17 protein-coding genes are annotated in these 26,742 nt (G+C 38.1%); 9 read left to right on the top strand and 8 right to left on the bottom strand.

Translation table 11 applies throughout. The annotated features are described in order from the left end of the window. Positions 1-2: 2 nt before the first annotated feature. Both J2746_RS02735 and J2746_RS02730 read right to left on the bottom strand, forming a co-directional pair. The gene (locus tag J2746_RS02735; RefSeq protein ID WP_209615896.1) at positions 3-1,676 is read right to left on the bottom strand and encodes an AMP-binding protein; all 1,674 of its coding nucleotides are present in this window, start codon (positions 1,674-1,676) and stop codon (positions 3-5) included. Positions 1,677-1,702: 26 nt separating this feature from the next. After that, complete coding sequence (locus tag J2746_RS02730) at positions 1,703-2,257, bottom strand: helix-turn-helix domain-containing protein (protein WP_209615893.1); 555 nt, start codon at positions 2,255-2,257, stop codon at positions 1,703-1,705. Positions 2,258-2,605: 348 nt separating this feature from the next. On the opposite strand from J2746_RS02730, the gene J2746_RS02725 reads away from it, so the two are divergent. The 3 genes from J2746_RS02725 (at position 2,606) to J2746_RS02715 (ending at position 6,373) form a co-directional block, all read left to right on the top strand. Continuing rightward, positions 2,606-4,039, top strand: a complete 1,434-nt coding sequence (locus J2746_RS02725; protein ID WP_342451763.1) for a DUF92 domain-containing protein — start codon at positions 2,606-2,608, stop codon at positions 4,037-4,039. Between the two features lie 125 nt (positions 4,040-4,164). Further along, positions 4,165-5,922 carry an ATP-binding protein gene (locus J2746_RS02720; protein WP_209615890.1) on the top strand — a complete coding sequence of 586 codons (1,758 nt, stop codon included), beginning with the start codon at positions 4,165-4,167 and terminating at the stop codon, positions 5,920-5,922. A 49-nt stretch (positions 5,923-5,971) separates the two neighbouring features. Then, positions 5,972-6,373, top strand: coding sequence for a Mov34/MPN/PAD-1 family protein (locus tag J2746_RS02715; RefSeq protein ID WP_245249951.1), 402 nt, complete (start codon positions 5,972-5,974; stop codon positions 6,371-6,373). A 15-nt stretch (positions 6,374-6,388) separates the two neighbouring features. Here the strand turns inward: J2746_RS02715 and J2746_RS02710 are convergent, their stop codons facing one another. Beyond that, positions 6,389-8,041, bottom strand: a complete 1,653-nt coding sequence (locus J2746_RS02710) for a PAS domain-containing sensor histidine kinase (RefSeq protein WP_209615887.1) — start codon at positions 8,039-8,041, stop codon at positions 6,389-6,391. Positions 8,042-8,771: 730 nt separating this feature from the next. Here J2746_RS02710 and J2746_RS02705 point away from each other — a divergent pair. Continuing rightward, positions 8,772-9,188 carry a PaaI family thioesterase gene (locus tag J2746_RS02705; protein WP_209615884.1) on the top strand — a complete coding sequence of 139 codons (417 nt, stop codon included), beginning with the start codon at positions 8,772-8,774 and terminating at the stop codon, positions 9,186-9,188. A 49-nt stretch (positions 9,189-9,237) separates the two neighbouring features. Here the strand turns inward: J2746_RS02705 and J2746_RS02700 are convergent, their stop codons facing one another. Together J2746_RS02700 and J2746_RS02695 are read right to left on the bottom strand one after the other, a co-directional pair. Next, complete coding sequence (locus tag J2746_RS02700; RefSeq protein ID WP_209615880.1) at positions 9,238-10,086, bottom strand: methanogenesis marker 8 protein; 849 nt, start codon at positions 10,084-10,086, stop codon at positions 9,238-9,240. 36 nt (positions 10,087-10,122) lie between these two features. Then, positions 10,123-11,424 (bottom strand): phenylacetate--CoA ligase family protein, encoded by a 1,302-nt coding sequence (locus tag J2746_RS02695; protein ID WP_209615877.1) that lies wholly within the window; start codon positions 11,422-11,424, stop codon positions 10,123-10,125. 269 nt (positions 11,425-11,693) lie between these two features. Here J2746_RS02695 and J2746_RS02690 point away from each other — a divergent pair, with 269 nt between their 5' ends. From J2746_RS02690 to J2746_RS15005, 4 genes are all read left to right on the top strand, one after another. Next, positions 11,694-12,980: a M1 family aminopeptidase gene (locus tag J2746_RS02690; RefSeq protein ID WP_209615874.1), complete on the top strand. Its 1,287-nt coding sequence runs from the start codon at positions 11,694-11,696 to the stop codon at positions 12,978-12,980. Between the two features lie 244 nt (positions 12,981-13,224). Continuing rightward, positions 13,225-15,813, top strand: coding sequence for a PAS domain-containing sensor histidine kinase (locus J2746_RS02685; protein WP_209615871.1), 2,589 nt, complete (start codon positions 13,225-13,227; stop codon positions 15,811-15,813). 256 nt (positions 15,814-16,069) lie between these two features. Then, positions 16,070-18,724: a PAS domain S-box protein gene (locus J2746_RS02680; protein WP_209615868.1), complete on the top strand. Its 2,655-nt coding sequence runs from the start codon at positions 16,070-16,072 to the stop codon at positions 18,722-18,724. An 88-nt stretch (positions 18,725-18,812) separates the two neighbouring features. Next, a complete protein-coding gene (locus J2746_RS15005) occupies positions 18,813-18,947 on the top strand; it encodes an ATP-binding protein (RefSeq protein WP_209616650.1) in 135 nt (44 codons plus the stop codon). Between the two features lie 49 nt (positions 18,948-18,996). Here the strand turns inward: J2746_RS15005 and J2746_RS02670 are convergent, their stop codons facing one another. Together J2746_RS02670 and J2746_RS02665 are read right to left on the bottom strand one after the other, a co-directional pair. Continuing rightward, a complete protein-coding gene (locus tag J2746_RS02670) occupies positions 18,997-20,298 on the bottom strand; it encodes an APC family permease (RefSeq protein WP_209615866.1) in 1,302 nt (433 codons plus the stop codon). After that, positions 20,295-21,602 carry an APC family permease gene (locus J2746_RS02665; protein ID WP_209615863.1) on the bottom strand — a complete coding sequence of 436 codons (1,308 nt, stop codon included), beginning with the start codon at positions 21,600-21,602 and terminating at the stop codon, positions 20,295-20,297. The genes J2746_RS02670 and J2746_RS02665 overlap by 4 nt, the downstream gene beginning before the upstream one ends. A gap of 222 nt (positions 21,603-21,824) precedes the next feature. On the opposite strand from J2746_RS02665, the gene J2746_RS02660 reads away from it, so the two are divergent. Continuing rightward, a complete protein-coding gene (locus tag J2746_RS02660; RefSeq protein WP_209615858.1) occupies positions 21,825-24,854 on the top strand; it encodes a PAS domain S-box protein in 3,030 nt (1,009 codons plus the stop codon). Between the two features lie 259 nt (positions 24,855-25,113). Here J2746_RS02660 and J2746_RS02655 read toward each other — a convergent pair whose 3' ends face one another. Further along, the gene (locus tag J2746_RS02655; protein WP_209615855.1) at positions 25,114-26,484 is read right to left on the bottom strand and encodes a monomethylamine:corrinoid methyltransferase; all 1,371 of its coding nucleotides are present in this window, start codon (positions 26,482-26,484) and stop codon (positions 25,114-25,116) included. Positions 26,485-26,742 lie beyond the last annotated feature (258 nt).

The following is a 26,742-nucleotide window of genomic DNA, read 5'->3' as shown; positions in this document are numbered from 1 at the left end:
AGTTACTGACCTTCCTTATCATGGTCACGTATCTCAACACGCCTTATTTTTCCGCTGATCGTCTTTGGAAGTTCAGGCACAAATTCCACAACACGTGGATATTTGTAAGGTGCTGTGACCTTCTTCACATGATCCTGGAGTTCTTTCTTAAGCTCATCGCCTGCTGTGTAGTCCTTTGTAAGAACGATGGTTGCCTTTATGACCTGTCCCCTGACAGGGTCAGGAACACCTGTGATCGCACATTCAAGAACTGCAGGATGCTCAATAAGTGCACTCTCAACTTCAAAAGGACCTACACGGTAACCGGATGTCTTTATGATATCATCGGCACGTCCTACGAACCAGTAGTAACCATCCTCATCTTTCCATGCCATGTCACCTGTGTGGTAATAACCATCATGCCAGACCCTTGCAGTAAGTGTCTCGTCTGAACGGTATCCGGTGAATATTCCTGGTGGATTTCCGAAGCTTGTGTCAATGCAGATCTCACCCTCTTCACCTGCTTCACATGGCTTGCCTTCGCCATTAAGTAGAATGATATCATACTCAGGTGATGGTTTGCCCATTGAACCTGGTTTTGGTTCAAGCCAGGGATAAGTGGCAACTGAAACAACAGTCTCCGTCTGACCGAAACCTTCCATGAGTTTGAGGCCTGTTATCTTGTAGAACTGCTCATAAACTTCAGGGTTAAGAGGCTCTCCTGCTGTTACACAGTATTCAAGCTTGCTGAAATCATAATTGCTTAGGTCTTCCCTTATAAGGAATCTGTAGATGGTTGGTGGAGCACAGTATGTAGTTACACCGTACTTGATAGCTTTCTCAAGCATTTTATCTGCACTGAATCTCTCATAGTCATAGACAAAAACAGCGCTGCCTGCTATCCACTGACCATATATCTTTCCCCAGACACACTTTGCCCAGCCAGAGTCTGCAACTGTGTAGTGGAGACCATCATCTGTTACATTCTGCCAGTATTTTGCAGTTATAATGTGCGCAAGCGGATAGGTGAAACTGTGCTGTACCATTTTGGGAAAACCGGTGGTTCCGGATGAGAAATAGTTCAGCAGAATATCATCGTTAGTGGTGGATTCCTCGCCTGTTGGGCGTTCAAATTCCTCTGATGCCTTTTCCATTTCCTCGGTAAAACCAAGCCAGCCTTCTCTTTCAAGACCGATAACAAGACGATTCTTGAGGATGCTGCTCACCTCATCATAGGCTTCATCCACATAATCGAGGACACCTTCATCAGGTGCGCAGATTACTGTATTGATGATTGCACGCTCTACTCTGTACGTTATATCCTTCTTTGTGAGCATGTGTGTGGCAGGAACTGCAATGGCACCTATCCTGTGAAGAGCAAGGATGCAGAACCAGAATTCGTAACGGCTCTTGAGCATGAGCATAACGTTGTCACCTTTCTTTACACCCAGGCTCTTAAGAAGATTTGCAGTTTTGTTACTATAATATTGAAGGTCCTTGAATGTGAATATCCTTTCATCACCGTTGTCATCGCACCAGATGAGAGCCTTTTTATCAGGCTGTTCTGCTGCATAGACATCCACAACATCATAGGCAAAATTGAAGTTATCAGGAATGTTTATTTTAAAGTTCGTTTTGAAATCCTCGTAGGACTCGAATTCTACACGTGAAACATATTTATCAAGTAATGAAGTCATGCTACCTCCGATAAATCAAAAATCAGTTACAATATCACAGCCAGGAATTTCGCAGGTTTTCCACCCATTGCCTGCATTCCGTGTTCATAGCCGGAATCAAAGAAGATCGAATCTCCTTCTTCAAGGATCAGTTCGTTGCCATGAATTACCACTTTAAGGGTTCCTTCAAGGACATAATCAAACTCCTGTCCGGGGTGTGAGTTCATTGATATTGCTGTTCCTTCTGGTTTGGGATCAACCCTGACTACAAAAGGTTCAGCCTTCTTGTGAACAAAGTTGGCAGCAATATTCTGGTATTTGTAATCCTTGCGGCGTTCAGCACTTACACCTTTGTCCTTACGTGTGACTGAGAAAATGTTCATTCTTGGAACATCTCCGGTGAGCAGTACAGACATATCTACATTAAGGATCTGGGCGATCTCAAGCAGAATGCTTGCAGGTATGTCTTCTTCACCGTTCTCATACTTAGAATATGTATCAACGGACAGTGCCAGTTTTCCAGCTATTTCCTCAATGGAAACTTCGGAAATATCACGTAATTCCCTTACACGGGCTGCAATTTCTTTGATCTTTTCCTGCATAGAAACACCTTCCTAAATGAAAATGTAAATACATCACGAGAAAGTCCGCAAATCACAAATGATAAAGCGGTATATTATCGCAAAAAGGGATACTACTCCCCGGTATTCTCCAGATAGGTCTGTGGGATTAAGGCTTACTATTATTTTAATATATTTGTTTTAAATGTGTCATGTGTTATCATAACACAGTAGACAGCATTTGTTTTTGTTTAATTACTACAAAAAAGATACACAAGAAACAGGAAAATATATTAATATTATAATAATGGAATAATCATTATCAATATATAGCTTAAAAATTATCTGAAATACTAAGCATATCAAAAATTACCATTCAAAAAACCAGCGATGAATATGGCAGGCATTCCGAATATATTTGAGAATATGGAACATGAATACAGGAGGCAATTACTTCATGCTGCTTTTGGTTTCCTGGTACTATTATTCCCTTTTATCGGATCTGAAATATTGCTTATCCTGAGTTTTCTTATGATCTTCGGGCTCACATTCCTTCCTGAAGACTGGTTCCTTAACCGTTACCTGTACAAGAAACCACTCCCTGGCTCCAGGGAAATGCTTAGTGATAAGATAAATGAAGGACACAAAAGTGCCAGGAACCTTGCATTTTCTGCATTCATCCTGATGCTGATAAGTGCATTACTTGAATTCACTCCTTACAGACTTCCTTTATATGTGATAGCCGGTGCAATAGCAATATCTACTTTTGGAACAAGTTCTGCTAACTTCATAAGACATCGTAAACAACTGGAAATTCTTCGTTGTGGTTCCAACTCTGAAGAAGCTGAATGTTGCCTGCTCCCATCCAGTATTGTCCTTCTGGGCGTAGGCATATTAACAGCATACATAGCAGGAATCTGGCTAATGCACTGGCAGGATATGAGTATCGATCTTAATATGCTTTTTTTCCTGGCAGTTATCGGTTCCATAACAGGCGCATTATTTGAGTCGATCCCATCAAACATTGACAACAACCTGTCAGTACCTCTTGGTTCAGGAATGTCCATGTGGCTATTCAGCTCTTTCGGATACTCAGTTCCACCGCAGCAGATGTTCTTTGCACTTATTTTTTCATTAATTCTCGGTTATCTTGCATACAGAACAAAAATAGCGGACCTTTCAGCACTTTTCGGTGCTGCTCTTCTGGGAGTACTTATAATTGTTTTCAGTGAACTGTTCTGGTTTATTCTCCTGCTCACCTTCTTCATACTCGGAGGAGCCTTTACAAAGTATAAATACAGATACAAGGAATCCATAGGTCTTGCTCAGTCCAAAGGCGGTGTCAGAAGCTATGAGAATGTTTTCAGTAACAGCACTGCTGCGCTTGTTCTTGCAATATGTTACGGGATATATCCGCAATATGCCGATTTGATAATATTCGCATACCTTGGCACGGTGGCCACTGCAACCGGCGATACCCTTGCAAGTGAGATCGGAACAACCGCAAATACTCAACCTATAATGATAACAACGCTGAAACCAACAAAGGCAGGCGTTGACGGAGCTGTTACCGTACTGGGTGAGTTTGCCGCTCTTTTTGGTTCCATGGTCATTGGTTTTCTTCCTGTTCTCTTTGGAAGAGTAGAAGAAGCAGGTATGGCCATAGCCGTGACAACTGCAGGAGGGTTCCTTGGAACGAATATTGATAGTATTCTTGGTGCAACAATTCAGAAACGTGGCTTACTTTCTAACAGTGGTGTCAATTTTGTTGCAACTTTTGCAGGAGCAGGCGTATCAGGAGCGATCTATCTTTTACTAAACTAAGGAAAACTCTGCTCTGTTTTTCTGATAGATAAAATATTCCAAATATTAATATAAGATTAATTAATATAAAATAAAATAATAGATGGAATCATCAGGGATACTAAAAATGCCAAGCGTGAGGAGAAATGCACTGCAAGGGAAAAAATTCAATGGTATCAGAAGGTTTGTATGATATTGAAAGGAATGACAACTTTCTTTGTGATACTGATTATATCCGACTATACAAGGAACTCCCGCTGGGTGTTTTGCTGACAGACAGGGAAATGTATATTCAATACTGTAACCCGGAATTTACAAAAATCACAGGATTCACCATAGAGGAGATATATGGATCATCTATGGATGATATCTTTTGCTGTAACCATAGTGACACAGAAATTCCGGGAAAAAATGATGAAAAAGAAAACGGACAGATCTTTAACTGCAAATGGAACACAAAACTGAATATTGAAAAAGATATCAGATGCAAAAAAGTTAATGTTCAACTTAACGATGCCAGTCAGATTTCAATTGCGTGGTATGTGGAAGATCTCAGTTTTTCCTTTGACAGAAAAGATTTTTGTTCAAATTTGGATGATAATGGTTCAAGTATCCTTTTACATAGAAAACTGGAGATAGAACGTGCAATCTCTTTTGTTTCCTCGGCTCTTGTTGCACCTGAAAATTTAGATAATGTGATAGAAGAATGCCTTGGAAAAACAGGTACTGTATGTGGTGCCAGTCGTGCTTATCTTTTCCGCTTCGACGATGAAAATGATACTATGAGCAATACGCATGAATGGGCCCAAGGAGAGGTTGAAGCTCAAAAAGATAATCTTCAGGATCTACCCCAGGACATGTTCCCCTGGTGGATGAAAAAACTCGAAAATGGTGAGATAATCCATATAAAAGAAGTGTCGGAACTGCCTCCGGAAGCAGCTGCAGAAAAAGAGATACTGGAAATGCAGGACATTACTTCAGTTCTTGTGTTGCCGGTATACGTTGCAGGGAAAGTGAACGGATTTATTGGTCTTGATAATGTAAAAGCCACCGGTAAATGGAGCATGGAAGATGTGACTGTACTTGGAGCAGTTGCAAATATAATAGGTAGTGCCATTGGGGAAAAAGAGGCACAGGATAAGTTAACTGAACGTAATAAAAAGCTCATTATAGCTTATGATGAACTGAAATCCATGGAAATGATGAAGTATGAATTCATATCAAATCTAAGTCATGAGCTTAGAACTCCGCTTAATTCTATCCTTGGATACAGTGAGATACTTAATGAAGAACAATTAGGATCATTGAATATAAAACAAAAAAAATCGGCTAACTCAATATTCAATAGTTCCAGAAAACTGGGTACCCTTATTGATTCATTGCTTTATATGGCAAGTGTTCTTGCCGGTAAAACTTGTTATCAATTTGATCCCATACAGATGGAAAACGTAATTGACAATGCATTGAAGCATCATCACTTTGAAGCTACAAAAAACAAAATATTCTTGAATAAAAAAATAAACGGAAAACTTCCGATGATCAATGGTGATGTTTATTTCCTTCCCCAGCTGCTTTACAAACTGATTGATAACGCCATCAAATTTTCACCGGAAAACGGAGAAGTTACTGTTATGGCAGAGGAAGAAGACCACGGTGTACATATAGTGGTAAAGGATTCAGGAATAGGAATACCTGATGATAAACTTGAAAATATTTTTGATATATTTTATCAGGTAGATGGATCTTCAACCCGCAGATACGGAGGTAACGGTCTTGGACTCCATATTGCAAAAAAAGTTGTCGATGCCCATAATGGCAGAATCTGGATCGAATCTACTAAGGGAAAAGGAACCGATGTCCACATATCCCTCCCTGCTGACCCTAAAAATAAATGCGATCAATAGAATAATATCTACAATAAATTTATATGTTCTCCATGTGTAGAAATTAATGATGGGTGAAATGATAAAGGGAATTGCAAAGGAAACACTGGAATTTATACTTGAGGTTAGCAGATCAACTTATCCTAATGAATTTGCAGGACTCTTACAATCAAAGGATGGAGTCATCACTGACATACTAATCCTTCCAGGAACAGAATCAAGTGAGATAAATGCAGTGCTCAGGCTTTTTATGATGCCGAATATCTCTGCAGTCGGATCTGTACACAGCCATCCAAGTTCTATTATAAGACCTTCAAAGGCTGATCTCAGACTATTCAGCAAAACCGGAACTCATCATATAATAGCCGGTCATCCTTTTGGCCCGCATAACTGGAAATGTTTTGACGGAAGAGGGAAAGAGATTTCATTAGATGTACTTGATGTTGAAATAGAGGATGATGAAATTCTGTGAATTTTTTCTGAAAACTCATTCTGAAAATTCAGTGCTGTTACATATATCCTCAAGGACAGTGGAACTTTCCGAAGATAACATAGGTAATATGACTTCAAATATGCTTCCTTCGCCAGGCTTGCTTTCAAGGCATATCCTGCCACCCTGAACTTCGACAAATTTTTTCACTATGCTCAGACCAAGTCCTGTTCCTTCGAATTTGCGATTAAGGGACCAGTCAAGTTGCACGAATGCATTGTACAATTGCTCCTGATCTTCATCGGATATGCCAATCCCGTTATCTTTCACTATCAAATGTAGTTCATTTTTATCATCCTGAGTGGCGGAAACTGAAACTTTTCCACCTGAAGGAGTGAATTTTATAGCATTACTGATCAAATGATGCAAAATTGTCTTTATCTTGGATTTATCGGCATAGATAACTTTAATCGATGGATCGATATCAAATTCCAGTTTTACACTTTTTTTTAGTGCATGTGAACTAAGTACCTTGTTGATATTAGATATGAGGTTGGGCAGGGAGAACAGATCAATATCCAGCTCCATTTTCCCCTCTTCTATCTCAGCTATATATATCAAAGAATCAACAAGTTCGATGAATCTGGATCCTGCAAATTTGATGATCTCAGCAAAGTGTTTTTGTTCTTCATTCAATTCTCCTGTTTCTTCTGTCAACAGCAGATCGGCATAGCCCAGTATAAGATTAAGGGGTGTACGAAGTTCGTGGTTCATATTACAAAGGAACTCACTCTTTGTGCGTGAAGTGTTCTCTGCCAGCATTTTCGCATCAAGGATTGCCTGTTCAGCCTTTTTTGAGAGAGTAATGTCCTGAAGGGTTTCTATTGCGCCTATTATATCGTTGTTATGATCCCTTATGGGAGCAGCAGTAAAAAGTATCCATTTGTCAAGTGCAGGGAAGTAGTCTTCAGCTTCATAGCCACCTTCCACAAAGGAAGGTTGCAGTTTTTTATCACCATATACCTGTTCGATCCCACTCAGAGAATTATCAATTATCAAGTCTGCAAGTACCTGCCTTTTTTCGTTGTAGAAAGCCATCCATGTGTCCCTTGTACCTATAATATCATTAGCCTTGACACCTGTTGTCTTTTCGCATGCCTTATTCCAGTATATTATCTCATGGTCCTTGTTGATAACAAAAGCAGATATTGGGCTGCCATTAACTATCTGGAACAATTCATTCTTTTTGTCCTGTAATTCAGTCTCAGCAAGCTTTCGCTGGGTTATGTCACGCCCAACACCCACTACACCGATAATCTCATTTTCTTCAGTGAAAAGCGGAGCTTTAAATGTTTCGAGCAGGATTTTCTTACCATCCGCACGATCCATCCATTCAACACTTTTGTAAGAGTGACCGGATTCCAGTACTCTTCTGTCATTGGACCGGAAAAAATCAGCTCTACCTCTGTCAAATATATCATGACTTGTTTTGCCTATTATTTCACTCGTGGGCTTGCCAACATATGTTGAAAACATTTCATTGCATGAAAGAAAAACACCATCTGAATCTTTAAAAAAAACAAGATCCGGAACCCAGCGGAGTAAACCCGACAGAAGAGCTGTTTTCTGGAACAATTCCCTTTTTACAGAATCGGGAATGTCCATCGATTCAAAATCAGTAGTTTCATTTATGTTATCATTACCTAACACACCTAATAACCCCTACTATAGTTTACCAGTTTATAACAACTGACTAAATGCACTCTTTTCTATTTTATTTTGCACCTGTCTAAAAGTTACAATCATTATATAATATGAAATAAAGCAATTACCTTTGTAGATATAAATATTTTGCATTTGGTTTTAAAATTTAAAAATGTTTTATAGAAACAAAACTATAGAAACAAATCAAACAATTTTTGTCCAAAAAAATACTATTATAATTGAAAAATAATATAAAAAATCCTAAAACTTATATAGTATTATGCAATTCAGCCCTTTTTGACTTACAAAACATTGAATAATAAAACAAAATACCTGAAGAATTGTTTTTGCTTTTAAGCAGAAGTATGAAGGGAAAAGAGCACAAATGGACACTGTTATCCATTTGCTCTTTTCTAAACTATCCCAAAAATGGGAATTTCTTTTTGTGGTACAAATCAGACTACACCATGGTAGCTGAGGAATGAGTAGTATGCCATCAGAGTGATCATCAGTGAAAGGAGAAATGTTCCAAAGCTGTATGAGTTAGGATTTACGTGATATTCTATCATGTTTTATCATGATAGACTATTCTCCTATAGTATATATAGTTTGCTGATATTTGTCATGATTAATCATAACATTATTTGTGTAATTACGAACAGTTAACTTGATAATTTAACAATAGATAAGTAGCAGAAAGACAAATTTAAAGGACAATATTCAAATGAGGGTAAATATGGAAAATATTGATGACATACAGAGATATTTCGCACAGGAATGCTTTGCATCAAATTCAGGAATGAAATTGACCGAAGTCTCAAAAGGCTATGCTAAAGCAGAGATGAAGATTGAAAGAAAACATCTAAATGTTCTGGAAACAGTACATGGTGGAGCCATCTTCACACTGGCGGATATGGTATTTGCTGCAGCTTCAAACTCCTATGGAAACGTTGCTGTGGCAATCAATGCAGATATATCCTTTGTTAAAGCCGCAACGGAAGGTACCCTTTATGCAGAAGCTAAGGAAACTTCCATCAATCCTAAAATATCAACCTATGTAGTAAACGTAACTGACGACAGAGGAGACATCGTTGCAATATTCAACGGAATGACATACAGAAAGAAAAACAGGCTTAAAATTCCTGAAAAATGAAATATGCAACCTGACAATAATATCCAAAAATAAAAGAAAAAACGGTTAATCAAACCAGTTTTTTCGGCTGTTTCTTTTCAGGTAATGAAGGAAGCTTTGAGGAACTGACAAACAGCGGCGATTCAACTTCTTTTGCCCTTTCCAGAAGCAACTCCTTTCCACGCTGTGTAAGTCCAAAAAGAGGAACCGAACTGCCTACTTGCACAAGTGGTTTTACCAATTCACGTACATGTTTCGAAGCACAGCTCGTTACAATATCCGCAGAATCCAGCAGATCCTGTGCCATCTGCCTGTCAATACCTGTTACATGTGCACCTATAATAACAAGCTCAAGGTCAAGTTCCTTTTCAAGCTTACGCAGCTCTTTTGCAGTTTCAGGGAAAACAACTGTAACTGCTATTTTTTTGTAACCAAGCTGTGCTGCCTTCCTGGCACCTGCAACAGGATCAATATTTGCATTTGACGGATCAAGAACAATTCCACCACGCTCATTAATTCCATTTATGGTCTCATCTATAGGTTCTGTTTCAACAAGACCTGAAATGCGTGCACCCATTCCCTGAACAAGGTTTGGATTGTTGGATATTACAGTTCCTGCACCATCGCATGCAGTGACAGTTGTATCCAGCAGACCACGGTTAAGGCCTGTCATCATCGTCTCGGAAGCACCAAATCCTACGAAAATATCCATATCTAACTGACGTTTATTTGTGAAGAGACCGAAATCTTTGATGCGGAATTCCATATTCTTCCTGATCTCATCCTTTGTGATCTCAGTTATGCCACGGGCTTTGTCAAAAATAGGGCACCAGCCAATCAAAGGTTCACCAACTTCAGTGACCTTTCCATCTTCTACAACAACTCTGGCCTTTCCGAGAATTTCCATTACATGAGCCATATTTTCACCTTAATATATGAGATTGAACCAAAGTAATCAGATAGCATTCCTTCTGTCAACAACTTTCTGTGATTTACCTGCCGTTCTGGGAATAGAACCTTTTTCAGCAAGTTCCACATTCGTCCTGATGTTGAGAACACTCTTGAGTTCATTCTCAACATGTTTGCGGACTGCTGCAAGGTCTTTTAGTTCACCTGTAAATGCATTTTCCTCAAGTTCAACCTTAACAGTTATTTCATCCAGCATCTTGGCATTCCTGTCAAGAAGTACCTGGAAATGTTCTGTAACTTCAGGAATGTCCACAATGACATCCTCAATCTGTGATGGGAAAACGTTGATACCTCTTACAATGAGCATGTCATCTGCCCTTCCAAGAAGCCTTGAGATACGTGGTGTTGTACGACCACATGAACATTCACTCTCAAGAAGACGTGTAATGTCACCGGTTCTGTATCTTATGATCGGAAGGGCTTCCTTGGTTAAGGATGTGAGTACAAGTTCTCCTTTTTCGCCTTCTGCAACCTGCTCACCGTTCTCATCCAGAACTTCAACATAGAAATGATCACTCCATATGTGAAGACCATCCTGTTCCTCACATTCAAAAGCAACACCAGGACCCATTAGTTCTGAAAGACCATAGGAGTCGTAGGCTTTGATGTTCAGAGCACTTTCAAGCTGTTTCCTGGTATTCGCAGACCAGGGTTCCGCTCCAAAGCAGCCAACTCTCAGAGAAAGCTTATTCACAATATCCATTTCAGCAGCTGTTTCTGCAAGATAGAGTGCGTAAGATGGAGTACAGTGCATTGCAGTGACACCAAAATCCATCATCATTTCAAGTTGCCTGCATGTATTACCGGTTCCGCTTGGAACTGCCATCGCTCCCATTCTTTCAACACCATAATGAAAACCAAGTCCACCTGTGAAAAGGCCATAATTCACAGCATTCTGGAAAACATCGCTTTTATCAAGACCTACCATGGTAAGATTCCTTGCCATAAGATCTGACCATGTATCAATATCATTCTGTGTATATCCTACAACTGTTGGCTTTCCGCTGGTACCCGAGGATGCGTGTATCCTTACTATTTCCTCTTTAGGTACTGCAAAAAGACCAAACGGATAATTGTCTCTGAGGTCGGTTTTCCTTGTGGATGGTAATTTACTGATATCATCTATTGACTTGATATCACCAGGATTTATACCAAGTTGCCTGAACTTCTCCCTGTAGAAAGGAACGTTATTATAGACTGCCGCAGCCGTCTTCTTCAAGCGTTTTAGTTGCAGTTCGGCAAGTTCGTCTTTTTTCATGGTCTCATATTTTGGCTGCCAGTATCTCATTGGAACATCTCCGCAAAATATCCTCTCATGGTAGTACATCTTTAAATGATTTGCTATTATGGCACATGGTAACAGTGACCTATGCAAAAATCAGCAATTGATGATTGCACATAAGAATACATAAAAAACAAACAGTTGCACATAAATTTATAATTTTAACTGAATTATTATAATTCCATGTACAAAATTCCTATTTTCATGTACACGATTTAAATTTTGATGTCATAACGCATTAAATAGTGAACATTAAGTTCTACACATAGATAGTAATGGGATCTTCTAAAAAACGTCAGATACTTGCAGGAACCATGCTCTTCTTATTCCTGTGCACTATTAACCTAACAGCCGCATCAGGCAATAATATTTTCACTGATGTAAGCTCCAGTTATGAACTTATTCCAGAGGAAGGAATAGTCAAAGTATCAAGAGAGATCACATTCCATAACAATAATCCTGATACAAAATACTGGAGAGGATACTACTCCAATTACAATGCTTATCTTCCTGATGGAGCAAATTGCATCAAAGTTTTCGATGATGAAAGAAGCATGGCTTTCAACATGGTTGATGAAGGATATTATGTCTTTTATTTTAACAACAAGGTCTGGTACGAAGACAGTTACAGATTTTATGTGGAATATGAGATCGAGATTAATAAGAATACAGCTGTATTCACAATGAATGAATATGGTGACAACGTTGAAGTAACCCTTGAAGTTCCTTCTGAATTTGAAACCCATCTTAGCAGGAATGATTACAGAGTAGAAGATAAATTGTATTCAAGTGTTTACATATTCGAAAAGGGACAGGATTGGAATAAAGCATGTAAAGTAAACTCAGTAAGAGCTTCACAACGCCTCACATTAAAAGATACAGCTCACCTTACAGAACGTGATGTTGATATTGAGATCAGGTACTGGGAAGGAGAAGAACAGTGGGCACAGGACATAATGAAGACAACAATTGAAAGCCTGAACCTGCTTGAGAAAAACTGGGGAATTGCATACCCACCTGAGTATAATATAACCATAACACAGGCAAACCTGACAGAGACAGGTGGCTATGGCGGTTATAATCAGGGAAGCAACGGAATCTGGCTACTTTACACTTCAAACCATGGAATTCTGGTTCATGAGCTGGCACATTACTGGACACGTGCCTGCAACTTCGACCAGCTATGGATGGATGAAGGTTATGCTGACCTTTATGCATACATAGTGCTAAGCGAAATTGAACCGGAAGAAGCTGAATCAAGGCGTGACCGTTTTCTCAGAAAGTACGAAAACCTATATGGTGAACATGATTTCCCTCTTTCAGACTGGAGTACCCCGAAAACTCTCAACACTGATACTGAGGAACATGTGGATTTCGGATACAAGAAAGCATTTTCTCTGACATACACATTATATGAAACAATCGGAGTAGAAGCATTGCAACAAGCAAATAAGGAATTTGTTGAAAATTCAGATGGTATTGATAATGCAGATTACCTTGAGATAATAGAATCAGTATCTTCTGCAAACACATTTTTTGTTGAAGAATATCTGTACAATTAAAATGAAGAAAAATATAACTTTTTCCTTGTTAGTATTTAAAGAATAATTCTGCGATCCAATTCCGTTTTCGTTTCAGATAGTATAATTAGTCTCAAATAAAGTTGAATATATTTATAAAAATACTTTTTGCAGATATATTTATAACATAAAAAAGCATAAAATAGATAGGTTAGTGTGGAGATTTACTAATTTATGCATTTAGTGAATGCACCTGCCATTTGTTCGCTCATGGGGAAAATGGGAGATGAATGGATATACAAAAAATAACGAAAGCGTAATTACCAACGTTACGAATGTCTTTGAAGTTTTATTAAATGAACCAACTTTAGAAAAATCCCTGAAGTTGCTTACAGACAGGGTCAAATATCTTTTTAATGGACCGGAATTTGTATCGATCAAGATCGGATTACTTGGAAAAGAATGCAAATATTCGGCTTGTGCTAACCATGATATGGTACTTGTTAATGATATTGTTATTAATGGAAAAAATAATGGGTTTATAGAGCTTAGCCTCAAAGGACTGCAACCTGATGTTCATGATAACAGGACCAGAATTGAAGAATACGAAAAAATACTTGGAATGATAACAAAGCTTGTAACGCTTGCTTTTGAAAAAAGGGAAGAAATAGTAGAACTTAAAACCTTTGAAAGAAAACTGAGGGATTGTTACAATAAACTTGAAGATTACATTTTCATGGTTGACAATAAAGGAAACATAGTTGATTTTAATGTTAATTTTGAAACCTGTACAGGACACTCATCTGACGAGCTTCACAAAATGAACATATCAGAACTCATTAACCAGTGTGTCACCAATAATGAAATCCCTTCTATAATAGAAGAAGCAGCTAAAAAAGGACGTTCTGAATGTGAGTTAGAGCATTTGTGCAGGAACGGGGAAAAAGTTCCTATGAATATAACATGCAAGCCTCTGGATGATGACAACAATGACATGTTTATCTGCGTGGGAAAAGACATATCTGAAACAAAAATTGTCGAACAGGAACTTCTGGAATCCGAAAAGAAATACTCAACAATTGTGGAAAAAGGAAATGACGGAGTTCTGATAATTCAGGACGGGATAATAAAATTTGCAAATTCAAAGATGTCCGAACTCACAGGTTACACCCTTGAAGAGATTGTCAACCAGAATTATATGAAATTCAGCCCTTCAAATGATGAACAAAAAGCTTCAGAATGGATGAAACTATGCAGCTTAAAAGTAGCTGACAAAAAAATCTTTGACATGAATATAACAACCCGGGAAAATGAAAATATTTCTGTTGAGATCAATGGCTCGCTTATCGATTATGAAGGAAAGAAGGCAGAACTTCTCATAATAAGGGATATAAGCCAAAGAAAACGTACTGAAGAGCTTCTTAAAATAGAAAGGGATAAACTCTACAATTATCTTGATGTGGCAGGTTCTATAATAGGTATTGTAAATCCCGATCAGGAAGTAATCTTCGTTAACAATAAAGGAGCTGAAGTCCTCGGATATGATAAAGACGAAATAATAGGAAAGAAATGGTTTGATAATTTCCTTCCTGAAAGTGTCCGAGATCTAACAAAAAGTAATTTTGTTAAGGTTATTAACCACGAATTAGATCCCCCACAATATTTTGAGAACTTTATACTTACAAAAGATGGAGAAGAAAGACTGATATTCTGGCATGATGTTCCTGTTGAAGATGAGAACGGTAAACGTATTGGAGTTATCAGCTCAGGTGAGGACATAACCGAAAACAGAAGAATGGAATCAATGCTGATCGAGTCCGAGAACAACCTTAAAACAGTATTCAATAACGTTGACGACCTCATATATATCTGCAGTCCTTATGGTAATTTTATAGATGCGAACAGAGCTATGGTCTCTTCAACTGGTTACACAAGGGAAGAAATGCTTGAAATGTCTCCTGATGATATTGTAAAACCTGAAATGAAACTACTGATGGATAGTTACACAGAACGCATAATGAAGGAAAAAGGCGTTATTTTTGAGATCAGTTTTGTGCTTAGAGACGGATCCGTGCTTCCGCTTGAACTCAATTCCAGACTTATAGAATACAAAGGCGAAAAGGCCATTCTTTCTGTAGCCAGGAACATCACTGAGAGAAAGAAAGCTGAAGAAAGACTAAAAAGATATGCATCTGAACTCAAAAAATCAAACGAACTTAAAGACCTGTTCACCGATATCATACGTCACGATCTGCTCACTCCGGCCAGTGTTGTCAAAGGTTACACAGAAGAACTTCTTGACACAACAAGCGATGAACAATCAAGGATGCTGGCACAGAAAGTCAAGGAAAACAATGACAGATTGATAGAGATGCTTGAAACTGCCACCAAGCTTGCAAAACTCCAGAAAGAAGAGGACATTGGTTTTGAAAAGATAGACGTGGTACCTGTGTTTAAAATGGTCATTGATAGTTTCAGGGAAACAATAGAAACAAATGATCAGACAGTGAATATATATGGAATTAGTGCCTGTCCTGCTGTAGCTAATCCGATCATAGAAGAGGTTTTTGCAAATCTATTGTCAAATGCTATCAAATACAGCCCTTTAAGAAGTGCCATTGATATAACTTTCAAAGAGCTTGACAGGATGTGGAAAGTCACTGTTACAGACCGGGGAGCAGGAATCTCTGATTCCGATAAAGTCCTGCTCTTTAACCGTTTCCAGCGTGCAGATAAAAAAGGAATAAAGGGAACTGGATTAGGCCTTGCTATTGTAAAACGTATAATCGAACTGCATGATGGAGAATATGGTGTTGAGGACAATCCTGAAGGAAAGGGAAGTGTGTTCTGGATCACACTGAAAAAAGCTCTTTGACTTTTTAACTCAGCATTTTTTCCTGAATCTTTCCCATATGCAACTGTAATCTTAAAAAATCAAATCATTCATCTTTAAATAACAGTGGTTCAATAGTAATATTCGCAGGGTTGGTTGCTGTCAATTAAAGGCAGGAAATGCTTTTGAAAAGATAGAGATTTTCAAATGATTTTGTCTTCTGGTATGTTGTCTGATACAATATTCCGGATGTCTTTGCTGTTGACGGATCTGACTTTAAGACAGGCTAGATGATCCTATGGGAAAAAAAAGGTATCATTGGGAGCAGACCGGAGATAATTCATCTCTCTTTTGCTATGAAGAAACTTTGATAGACTATTTTCTCAAAAATGAAGAAACCTACAGGGACCTTTTTCAGAATGACAGAACAGTGGTACTGTTAATTGACCAGAGTACTTGCAAGATCATTGATGCAAATCATACTGCTTCTGAATTTTATGGATGGTCACTGGAAGAACTGAAGAAAATGGATATCAGTGATATAGATGCCGTAATTATGGAATCAAGGAAAGGAAAGGAAAATAGTTCCATTGAATGCAAGAATGCAGGTGATAAAAATTACTTTTTTTCAAAACACATGCTTTCAAGTGGTGAAGTTCGCGATGTAAAGATTTACAGGAGTGACCCACTTAAAAAAGAAAAAGATGTGAATTATGTCGTGGTTCGTGATGTAACTGAACAGAAAAGAACTGAAAAAGATCTGCATCTGGCATTTTTTGCACTTGAGAATGCTTTTGATCCGGTAGTCTGGGTTAAATCAAACGGACAAATGTTTTATGTCAACAAAGCCGCATGCAACCTTCTTGGTTATACTGAAGAAGAACTACTATCAATGTCTGTATCAGATGTGAATCCAAATTTTACTTCATCCATGTGGGATGAACACTGGATAAATGTGAGATCAAACAAAACATATTTTAATGAGTCCAGTGTCCGCACCAAATCTGGAAATATCCTGCCTGTAGAAATAACGGTCAATTATCTGAACTACAAAGGAGAAGAATATCACTGCACTTTTTTCAGGAATATAACGAAAAGGAAGAATGCAGAAGAAGAATTAAAAAAAGCAAGTCACTCACTTGAAAATTCTAAGGATGCTGTCGCATGGTTAGAGAAAAATGGAAATGTATTTTATGTTAACAAAGCTGCGTGTGATCTAACAGGTTATTCTAAAGATGAAATGCTGTCGATGTCAGTATTCAGCTTTGATCCTGAACTTACACAGGAATCATGGAAAGAACACTGGGAAAAACTATGTAATGAAAAGACATCACTTGCAGAAGTTGATGTTCGCACTAATTCAGGTGAAATGTGCCCTGTTGAAATAATTTCCAACTACATGAATTATGAAGGTAAAGAGTACGACTGTACTTTCATAAGGGATCTAACCGAACGTAAAAAGACTGAAAAAGGATTGAATCTTGCTTGTTTTTCACTGGAGAATTTCAGCGATGCCGTATTCTGGACAAGGAAAACCGGAGAATTCTTTTTTGCCAACAAATCGGCCTGTGATTTGCTGGGCTATTCAAAAGAAGAACTTTTGACCATGTCAGTACCGGATATTGATCCGGTTTTCACAGAAGATATGTGGAATGAACACTGGAAACTAGTCACAGAAAAAAAGAGTTTTACTTTCCATTCCATGCATCTGACAAAAGAAAAAAGATTGCTACCTGTCGAAATTTCTGTCAATCACATGATCTATGGAGAGGAAGAATATAACTGTGCCATCATTAAAGATATTTCTGAACGCCTGAAATCGGAGAATGCACTTTCTGAAGAAGTTCACTGGCGCCGTCTTCTAATGGAACAGTCAAGGGATGGAATGGTCATACTGGAAATGGATGGAAGTGTCTTTGAGACAAATCCGGCTTTTGCTGAAATGCTTGGATATACTGTCAGCGAAATTCAAAATATGTATGTGTGGGATTGGGATGCTAATTTTGACCGCGACCATCTTCTCAATATGATCCAATCTTCAGATTTCCAGGGTATATTGTTTGAGACAAAACAGAAATGTAAAGATGGAACTATCCTTAATGTTGAAATCAACTCAAATCTTATGGCATATAGTGGCAAAAAACTCGTGTTTTGTGTCTGCAGAGATATTACTGAAAGGAAAAAATATTCGGATGAACTGCTGAAAGCTAAGATCACTGCAGAAGAGGCAAGCTTAGCCAAAAATGAATTCCTCGCAACCATGAGTCATGAACTAAGGACTCCCCTTAATTCCATCATCGGATTTTCAGAAATTATAAAGGGAGGGGATTTCGGAGAAATAAATGAAGCACAGACTGAATATATAGATTATATTTCAAAAAGTGGAAAACACCTCCTGAATGTAATCAATGATATTCTGGACCTTTCAAAGATAGAAGCCGGAAGAGTGGAACTCAACTATGAAAAATTCAACCTTTCAGATAGCATCAACGAAATAAAAATGTCAGTGACGCCAATGGCCATGAAAAAAGGAGTAGACCTTGAACTTAAATATAATTCTCTGCCAGAGATGATATTTGCTGACAGGACTAAATTCAAGGAAATTATCTACAATCTTGCAAGTAATGCCATTAAGTTTACTCCGGAGAATGGAAAAGTTACAATTGAAGCAGGTACAGTGGACAGTTCAGTATATCTTAATATACAGGACACAGGTATAGGGATTTCACTGAATGATATGGATAAACTTTTCCAGCCTTTCAGGCAGATCAAACCATGTTTAAATCATGATTTTAAAGGAAGCGGACTGGGACTGGCTATTGCTAAAAAATTCATTGAAATGCATGGAGGCAGTATCAGTGTTCAGAGTAATCCCGGAGAAGGAAGTAGTTTTGTTTTTAGGATTCCGAAAGAACCTGAATATGATAATATAAATATTGAACAAACGGATTAAATTTGATATAATCCACACAAGTGTCAAGGACAACGGAATTGGAATCTCCAGTGAGAACAAAGCCTGTCTTTTTGAACCTTTTTAACAAATAAGTAAGTACAGTATCAGAGAGCAGGGTGGAATCGGGCTTGGTCTTGCAATTGTCAAAAAATATGTTGAAATGCACAAAGGCAATATCTGGGTCAGAGCAAACCCGCAAAAGGGAACACTTTTGCATTTGTGATCCCTGTTGAATAACAAATAGAAGGTTTGAATCTGGAATAATCTAATCGTTAAAAATGAATTTTCTTTATTTGCCTGCCAGTATATTTTCTATAGATAAACTCAACTGCAAAAGCAAGGAACACCATTATTATTAATACATAGATATCTGCAGGAGAGTTGGTCAGTACATACCAGATAAGTGCCAGAAAAGCTACGATGCATGCAACAATGCCAGTTATTGATATCCATTTTTTACTTTTGGTTCTCTTATAGACACGAACATTTGCAGCATTTACTGCTCCGAATATCAGAAGAAAACCCGCACTACCCATGATTGAAATGCTGGACAGGTCAAAAAGATTTGCCACAAACAGTGTCATAATTGAAGTCAATAGCAACCCTTCAACAGGTTTGTTCCATATCTTCTTCTCTAATAATTCCGGCAGTTCACCATCTTTTGCGATAATATAGCTCACACGTGAAGCTCCATATAATGTTGCATTGATCGCAGATGTTGTGGATAAAAGAGCTGCAACAGCAATAAGATTGAAACCTAAACTTCCGAGGAACGGTTCAGCAGCAACTGCAAGGGCATAATCCTGTGCCTGAACAATGGTGTCGGTTGAAACACTTGCAACGGTTACGTATGCTATCAACACATAGAGCAGGATAACAAAAAGAACTGCAGAATAATAGGCACGTGGAAGGGTCTTTTCAGGGTTCTTGATATCATTTGCAGTATTGGCTATGAGTTCAAATCCTTCATATGCCAGGAAAATTATCATTCCACCGGCAACAAGTTGGAGTGGATCTGAACCTAAAGTTACCTGGGCAGTTTGTGATCTTATACTCCACAGCCCACCTCCTATGAAAATGGTGAGAATTGCAACTTTAAATGCTACAATCCATTCTTCAGATTTGCCTACAACTTTGGAGCCAATAACATTGATCGCAGTCATCAATACCACAATCGCACTAATGAGAATATGTCTAGAGACAAACTGCATGGAATCAGGGAAAAATGTTGAACCGTAGCTACCAAACGCATAAGCATAGAGTGAAAGCATGACAACATAGCTCAACCAGAGTAATACATTCAGTCCTCCGGTTATCATACCAGAACCAAATGCCTGATTAAGAAACTCCACAGTTCCACCTTCTGATGGATAACGAACAGAGAGTTTTGCATAAGAATAAGATGTTATTAATGCCACCAGACCTGCAAGTGCAAAGGCAATAGGTGTCCCACCTTCTCCGAGTTTAACAGCAAGTCCGAGAACGGCGAAGATTCCTCCGCCGACCATTCCACCAACTCCTATTGAAACTGCGGAAAGGTAGCCTATATTTTTTGCTGAAGAACCTTCACTCATAATTGATTACCACCATTGCTTCTTGTTTTTAGTATTCTGTTCGAACATTTTCTGTAAACCCATTCAACTATAAAACATAATGCAATGATAAAAGCAAAAACCACCAGTGTTGGTATTGAATTCAATATTTCATAATAAACCAGTATCCCAAAAAACACTATACTACTGAGAAGAGATGACCATATAAGATAGCGTTTCGCACCTGTTTCAGCTACCAACCTCATATGAGAGACATTAACTGCAACATAGATCACCAACAGAGATGCACTTGCGATCATACTTATCCCTTCCAGATTTAGAAGATTAATGCATAGAATCACAAGACCTGATGTAATGAAAAGTCCTTCTGTACTTCTGTTCCATACTTTCCTTTCAAAAAAAGCAGGTAATTCACCTTCTTTTGCAATAAGATAACTTACGTTTGCACCCCCATACAGAGATGCATTAATGGCGGAAGATGTTGAAAAAAGAGCTGCAACTGCCATGATTGTAAATCCTGAATTTCCCAGAAAAGGTTGTGCAGCGGCAGCCAGAGCATAGTCTTTGGCTGTTGATATTGTGGAAATGGACAGGTTTCCAATAACTGTGATACTTACAAGAACATAGAGAAAAATTACAATTATCACACTCAGATACAATGCCCGAGGGAGTGTTTTTTGGGGATCAATCATGTCTTCTGCTGCATTGGTAATGAGCCCGAAACCCTGATATGCAAGAAATACTATGCCAGCTCCAAAGAGGATATTTGAGGTTGATGGAAATCCTGTGATTGAAAGATTTGATGGTTCTATGAAGAAGAGACCGGAAACTGCAAAAAGCAGAAGGATACCCACTTTAATTGATACTATAATAAGTTCTGATTTTCCTACAGCCTTTGCACCGATAAAATTGACGGCTGTAAAAACTACTATTATTGCTGTGGCAAAAACATTTGTCCAGATACCTGTAGAATCAAGTGGCACTAATGCCAGTGCATAGAGAGAAAATCCTTTTGCATATAATGCCAGTCCAAAAATGTAGCCTGTCCATAACAACAGATTCAGAGCACCGGTGAGTATTCTATCACCAAACCCATGGATCAGAAATTCAACGGGACCACCTGCGGAAGGATATCTTACTCCTAATTTTGCATAGGAATAAGTACTCAGCAGAGCTATTGCCCCGGCAATTATGAAAGACATATAGACTGCATTACCGGATATCTGGGTTGCCGTTCCAAATATTGAGAATATCCCTGCACCCACCATGGCACCGACACCAATTGATGTGGCTGACCAAAGTCCCATTGATTTGCTTTCGGCCATCAAGAATCCCATTGTTTTCTTGATGACTTGTTATAAAAATTAGTCCCTTGATTATTGTTGGAGCAAGAGCATGAAATTAATAACATTAAAAAACAAGCAGTGATTTATATAATAATAACTGCATGTAATTGAGTAGTAAAAATTAAAAATCTCTCTATTCAAATAAGATGATAGATTTCCTCTTTGTTAAATCTAATTCATAAAGAATAACGAGGAATAATTGTGGGAATTAAGGAAACCGGGTACAGGACATTATTTGACAACGCACATGTCATTATGTTACTTATAGATCCTGATACCCTTGATATCGTTGATGCAAACCATGCTGCATGTGAATTTTATGGCTGGAAGTTAGAGGAGTTTATAGGTAAGAAGATCTTTCACATAAATTCAATGCCTGAAGAGGAAGTCTCAGCAGCGGTCCAAAAGGCAATGAATGAGATAAAAAATCACTTTTTCTTCAAACATCAAATTGCTAGTGGTGAAATACGAGATGTCGAAGTAAATACCTTTCCTACCAGCATCGGAGAAAAAACCCTTCTTTGTTCTATTATTCGTGACCTTACAGGGACAAAAAACTCTGAAGAGATATATGAAGAGAAACTCCAGAACAGTGAAGAGCAGTACAGAAGTCTTTTCACAGAAATACCCATTTCCACAATAATACACGATAAGGACAGTGGGGATATAATTGACGCTAATCCTGCAGCTTATACTTCTTTTGGCTTTTCTTCACTCAAAGAATTACAGGAGAATGATATCTGGTATGAGCATCCATACTCACTAGCAGAAGCTCAAGAATTGATACATAAAACTGTTTCAGGAGGGGCGCAGGAGTTTGAATGGCTTCACAAAAAGAAGAACGGCGAAGATCTTTGGCTTTATGTCCGATTGAGTCCTGTTATGATCAATGGCATTCAGAGGGTCATGTCAGCATCCATCAATATAACTGATCACAAAAATGCAGAAATAGCACTAATGAATAGTGAGGGACAACTACGTACACTGGTAGATACTATTCCTGATCTAATATGGCTGAAGAATCCCGAAGGAATGTACCTTAAATGCAATAGTAAATTTGAGCGTTTTTTCGGTGCAAAAGAAGCAGAAATCATTGGAAAGACGGATCATAATTTTGTTGACAAGGAACTTGCAGACTTTTTCAGACAAAAGGATATGGAGGCATTAGAAGCCGGTAAACCTTCAATGAATGAGGAATTAATCACTTATGCCGACGACGGACACAAAGAATATCTGGAAACTATTAAAAGTCCTATGTATGATTCCAGTGGAAAACTCATTGGAGTATTGGGAATTGGCAGGAATATTTCCGAAAGGAAGCAGGCAGAGAAAGAGCTGTTAGAAGAGCGCAAACGTCTTGCGAACATCATTGAAGGTACAAATATCGGGACATGGAAATGGAATATCCAGACTGGTGAAACTTCATTCAATGAACGCTGGGCAGAGATAGTAGGTTATACGCTTGATGAATTAGCTCCAACCAATATACAGACATGGGCAGAATTATCCCACCCGGACGACTTAAAAGAAGCTGAAATGCTTCTTAGGAAACACTTTGAAGGCGAGCTTGATTATTATGAATATGAAGCACGCTTACAACACAAGAATGGAGAGTGGGTATGGGTACTTGATCGTGGAAAAGTGATCGAATGGGACGAAGAGGGAAAACCACTTCTTATGTATGGAACTCATGCCGATATAACTGAGAAAAAAAGAGCTGAGGCCAGGTTTGCAGAAGAGAACATAAGAACACGTATTTTCTTCGAGCAGGCAAACGATGGAATTGTTGCCATTGATCAAAATGGAAAAATAGTGGAAGCTAATCAGAAATATGCGGATATGCTTGGCTATCCAATGGATGAATTGCTCCAGTTACACGTTTGGGATTGGGATAGATCATTCAATAAAGAGAAGCTAATTGAAGTAATTAGAACTAATGATAAATCATTTACCCATTTTGAAACAAAGCACTTCCGTAAAGATGGGAGCTCATTTGATGTGGAAGTCACTACTAACAATGCAATAATAAATGAACAGAATCTGGCATATTGCATATGCAGAGACATTACTGAAAGAAATAGAGCTGCGGAAATATTGAAACAAGCCGAGCAGAAATACAGACAGGCATACCAACTACTTCATGAAGTTATTGAAAGCCCTGAAGATGTGATCATTTTCGCCCTTGATAGAAATTACATGTATATTGCTTTTAATGAAAATCACCGGAACACTATGAAAAACATATGGAACGCGGACATTGATATTGGCACCTGTATGCTTGATTACATCACAGATTCTTCAGACAGAAAAAAATCAAAAATGAATTTTGACAGAGTACTGGCAGGCGAAGCTTTTACCACTATTGAAGAATACGGCGATTCATTACTTGAAAGACGATGGTACGAGAACGTGTATAGTCCTCTTGAAGATGAGAATGGGAATGTCATCGGTCTTACTCTATTTTTAACAGACATTACTGAACGAAAAAATACAGAAATGGCCCTTCTAAGAGCTAAAGCCCTTGCTGAAGAATCAAACCAGATAAAATCGGAGTTCATTGCCAATATGAGTCATGAGCTTCGAACACCACTTAATTCAGTTATCGGTTTTTCCCAGATATTAAATGATAAAATTTTTGGAGAACTTAATGAAAAACAACTTCATTATGTTTCAAACATACTGAAAAGTGGTAATCATTTGCTGAACCTTATCAATGATATACTCGATGTTTCAAAAATTGAATCAGGCAACATGGTATTCGACCCTGAACCAATAAATATGTCAGAGGTTTTGGAAGAAAGCATAATGCTAATGGAACCTCTTATAAAAGAGAAACATATCGATTTTAAAACCAATATTGAATTAAAGGGTCTTGAAATAAATGCTGACAGGATAAAAATCAAACAGATATTATACAATCTCTTAAGTAATGCAATCAAGTTCACACCTGACCATGGTAAAGTAAGAGTTGATTCTAAAGTAGCAAACGGGAAAGTACACATTTCTGTATCTGATAATGGCATCGGTATTCCCTCTGAACAAAATAAAGCTATTTTTGACCCTTTTAAACAGATCAGCTCATCGATAAGCCGAACTCACGGAGGAACCGGACTGGGACTTGCTATTGTAAAATATTACGTGGAAATGCATTCCGGAGACATAGAAGTGGAAAGTGAAGTAGGTAAGGGAAGTACATTCACATTTGCAATACCAGTTGATACCACCAAGTGAACTACCAGCCAATAAATTGGGTGGCTTCCTGCTTCATCCAGCTTTCTCGAGTGAAAGGTCTGTCCACAAGCTTAAACCGAACATATAATCTCCCATATAACTCAAAACAATTTAGTTAAAATAGTTAAAAAATAGTAACCTGTGAAAGATCCATAGGTTCTCACAACCAGAAATGTTTCACAGATTTGAGACGTTCACATTCAACGAGTTTATTCACAAACTGATTCAATAAAAGATATGCCTAAAATTTCATTCATATTTAGAACATATTTCTATAGTACTCATCTATTTCGCCGATAATCTTAGAGTAAAGCTCCATATATTGTTGATCCGGTTTCATTTCATATTTGGAATTGACAGTGTAACATGATTCAAAATCCTTTCCATGAGGAGCGTCGGAAAGCCTGTCCTCGTACTTGGAATAAAGCATTTCAATGACCTCATTTGCTTCTGCCAGATCTAAATTAAGAGCCATTCTGCTCACCTCTCCCATGAATCTTGACTCAAGACCAGTGGACATATCAGTTCCCTTACTGCCTCCTCCCAGAGGACCTATTAACATTTCTCTTCCACAAACCGTATCTCCTATTGCCTGGGCTGCAGTTTCATAAAACATCATGTCGGTACAACAACCTGCAAGATTCCTGTAATATCTTCCAGTACAATGGTTCATATTGCGGGAGATGGCAAGAGACGCCATATTGGATGACCATATTATTTCTTTAGAAGATGACGATTTAGTATCTGAATCAACGGCTCCAGAAGCATGCAGATTCGCACCTGTTACCAGGCGGGATTGTATGGTCTCTGCAACATCGATAATAGCCAGAGCTTCAGGAGATTCAATGTGCTTTTCACCTAAAACCGGACATTGATCACTAAAATAATTATTTCCGTTACCTTGATGGAATATAGCCCTATAGAATGTCTCGAAATTTGTTTTCAAATTCTCAAGTTGATGGGTTTTATGAACATCATTCTTTGTGTATAATTCATTTGAAGATACTAGCATATAGGCCTGCGACACTGTCGGAGTTGAGGGGCCTATAAGAGTAAGTCCTTCCCTTCCGGCAACTTTTGTTGCAAGTCTTTCAAGCCGTGCTTCCTCAAAAGACACAAACATTTCCTCAGGGCTGTCAAATTTTATGGGATCCTCATTAAAAGTTTGAAGTGAGCCGCCATAGATTCCCTGAACAATAGGTTCACTTGCAGAACTTATGTGTATGTTCAGATAATCCTTTTCAGAAATCTTGCCACCCATTGGTCCACCAATTATTACAGGTGCCTGAGAATCCATTACACACCTTCTTACAACTTCAATTCTTTCTTTAAACCTTCCAATCTCAAGGGCATTGGGAGTTCCGAGAGCCTGTAATACTTCTTCATTATTTACCTGTATCGATCTTCCTGTATCCGTACAATAAACCCCGGTGGTGGTCAGAAGTTCGATAGCTGCTGAAAAAACAGCATCTGCCATATCCATATCATATGGTACAAAATCCCCTTCGTTTATTATGTTATAATCCTCAGCAAGTTCCCGGGATATTTTGAAAACATCCATGTCGTGTTCATTTTCTTTTTTCTCTTCACCCGAAAAAGAACTTCTTAAATATTTATATATATCTGACATACATGATACCTCTTATATTTCCTAGTAGCTTTTAACTTATAGCAATAACTGATAACATAAAATACATAAGTTAATATGATTTGTAATAAAAACCAAATATTATTACTAAGTTACAATATACTGTCATTATAATATATAACCACAAATAAAATACAGATGTTAACAGAAGAGTTTTTAATTTATAGGACAATAAATAAGATGCTTGATGATTAACAATTGAATAATGATTGTATAAATCTCAATCGTGTTCTATTAATG

The sequence above is a fragment of the Methanolobus bombayensis genome (assembly GCF_017873415.1).
GTDB lineage: Archaea > Halobacteriota > Methanosarcinia > Methanosarcinales > Methanosarcinaceae > Methanolobus > Methanolobus bombayensis.
This window is presented reverse-complemented; position numbering and strand designations above follow the sequence as displayed.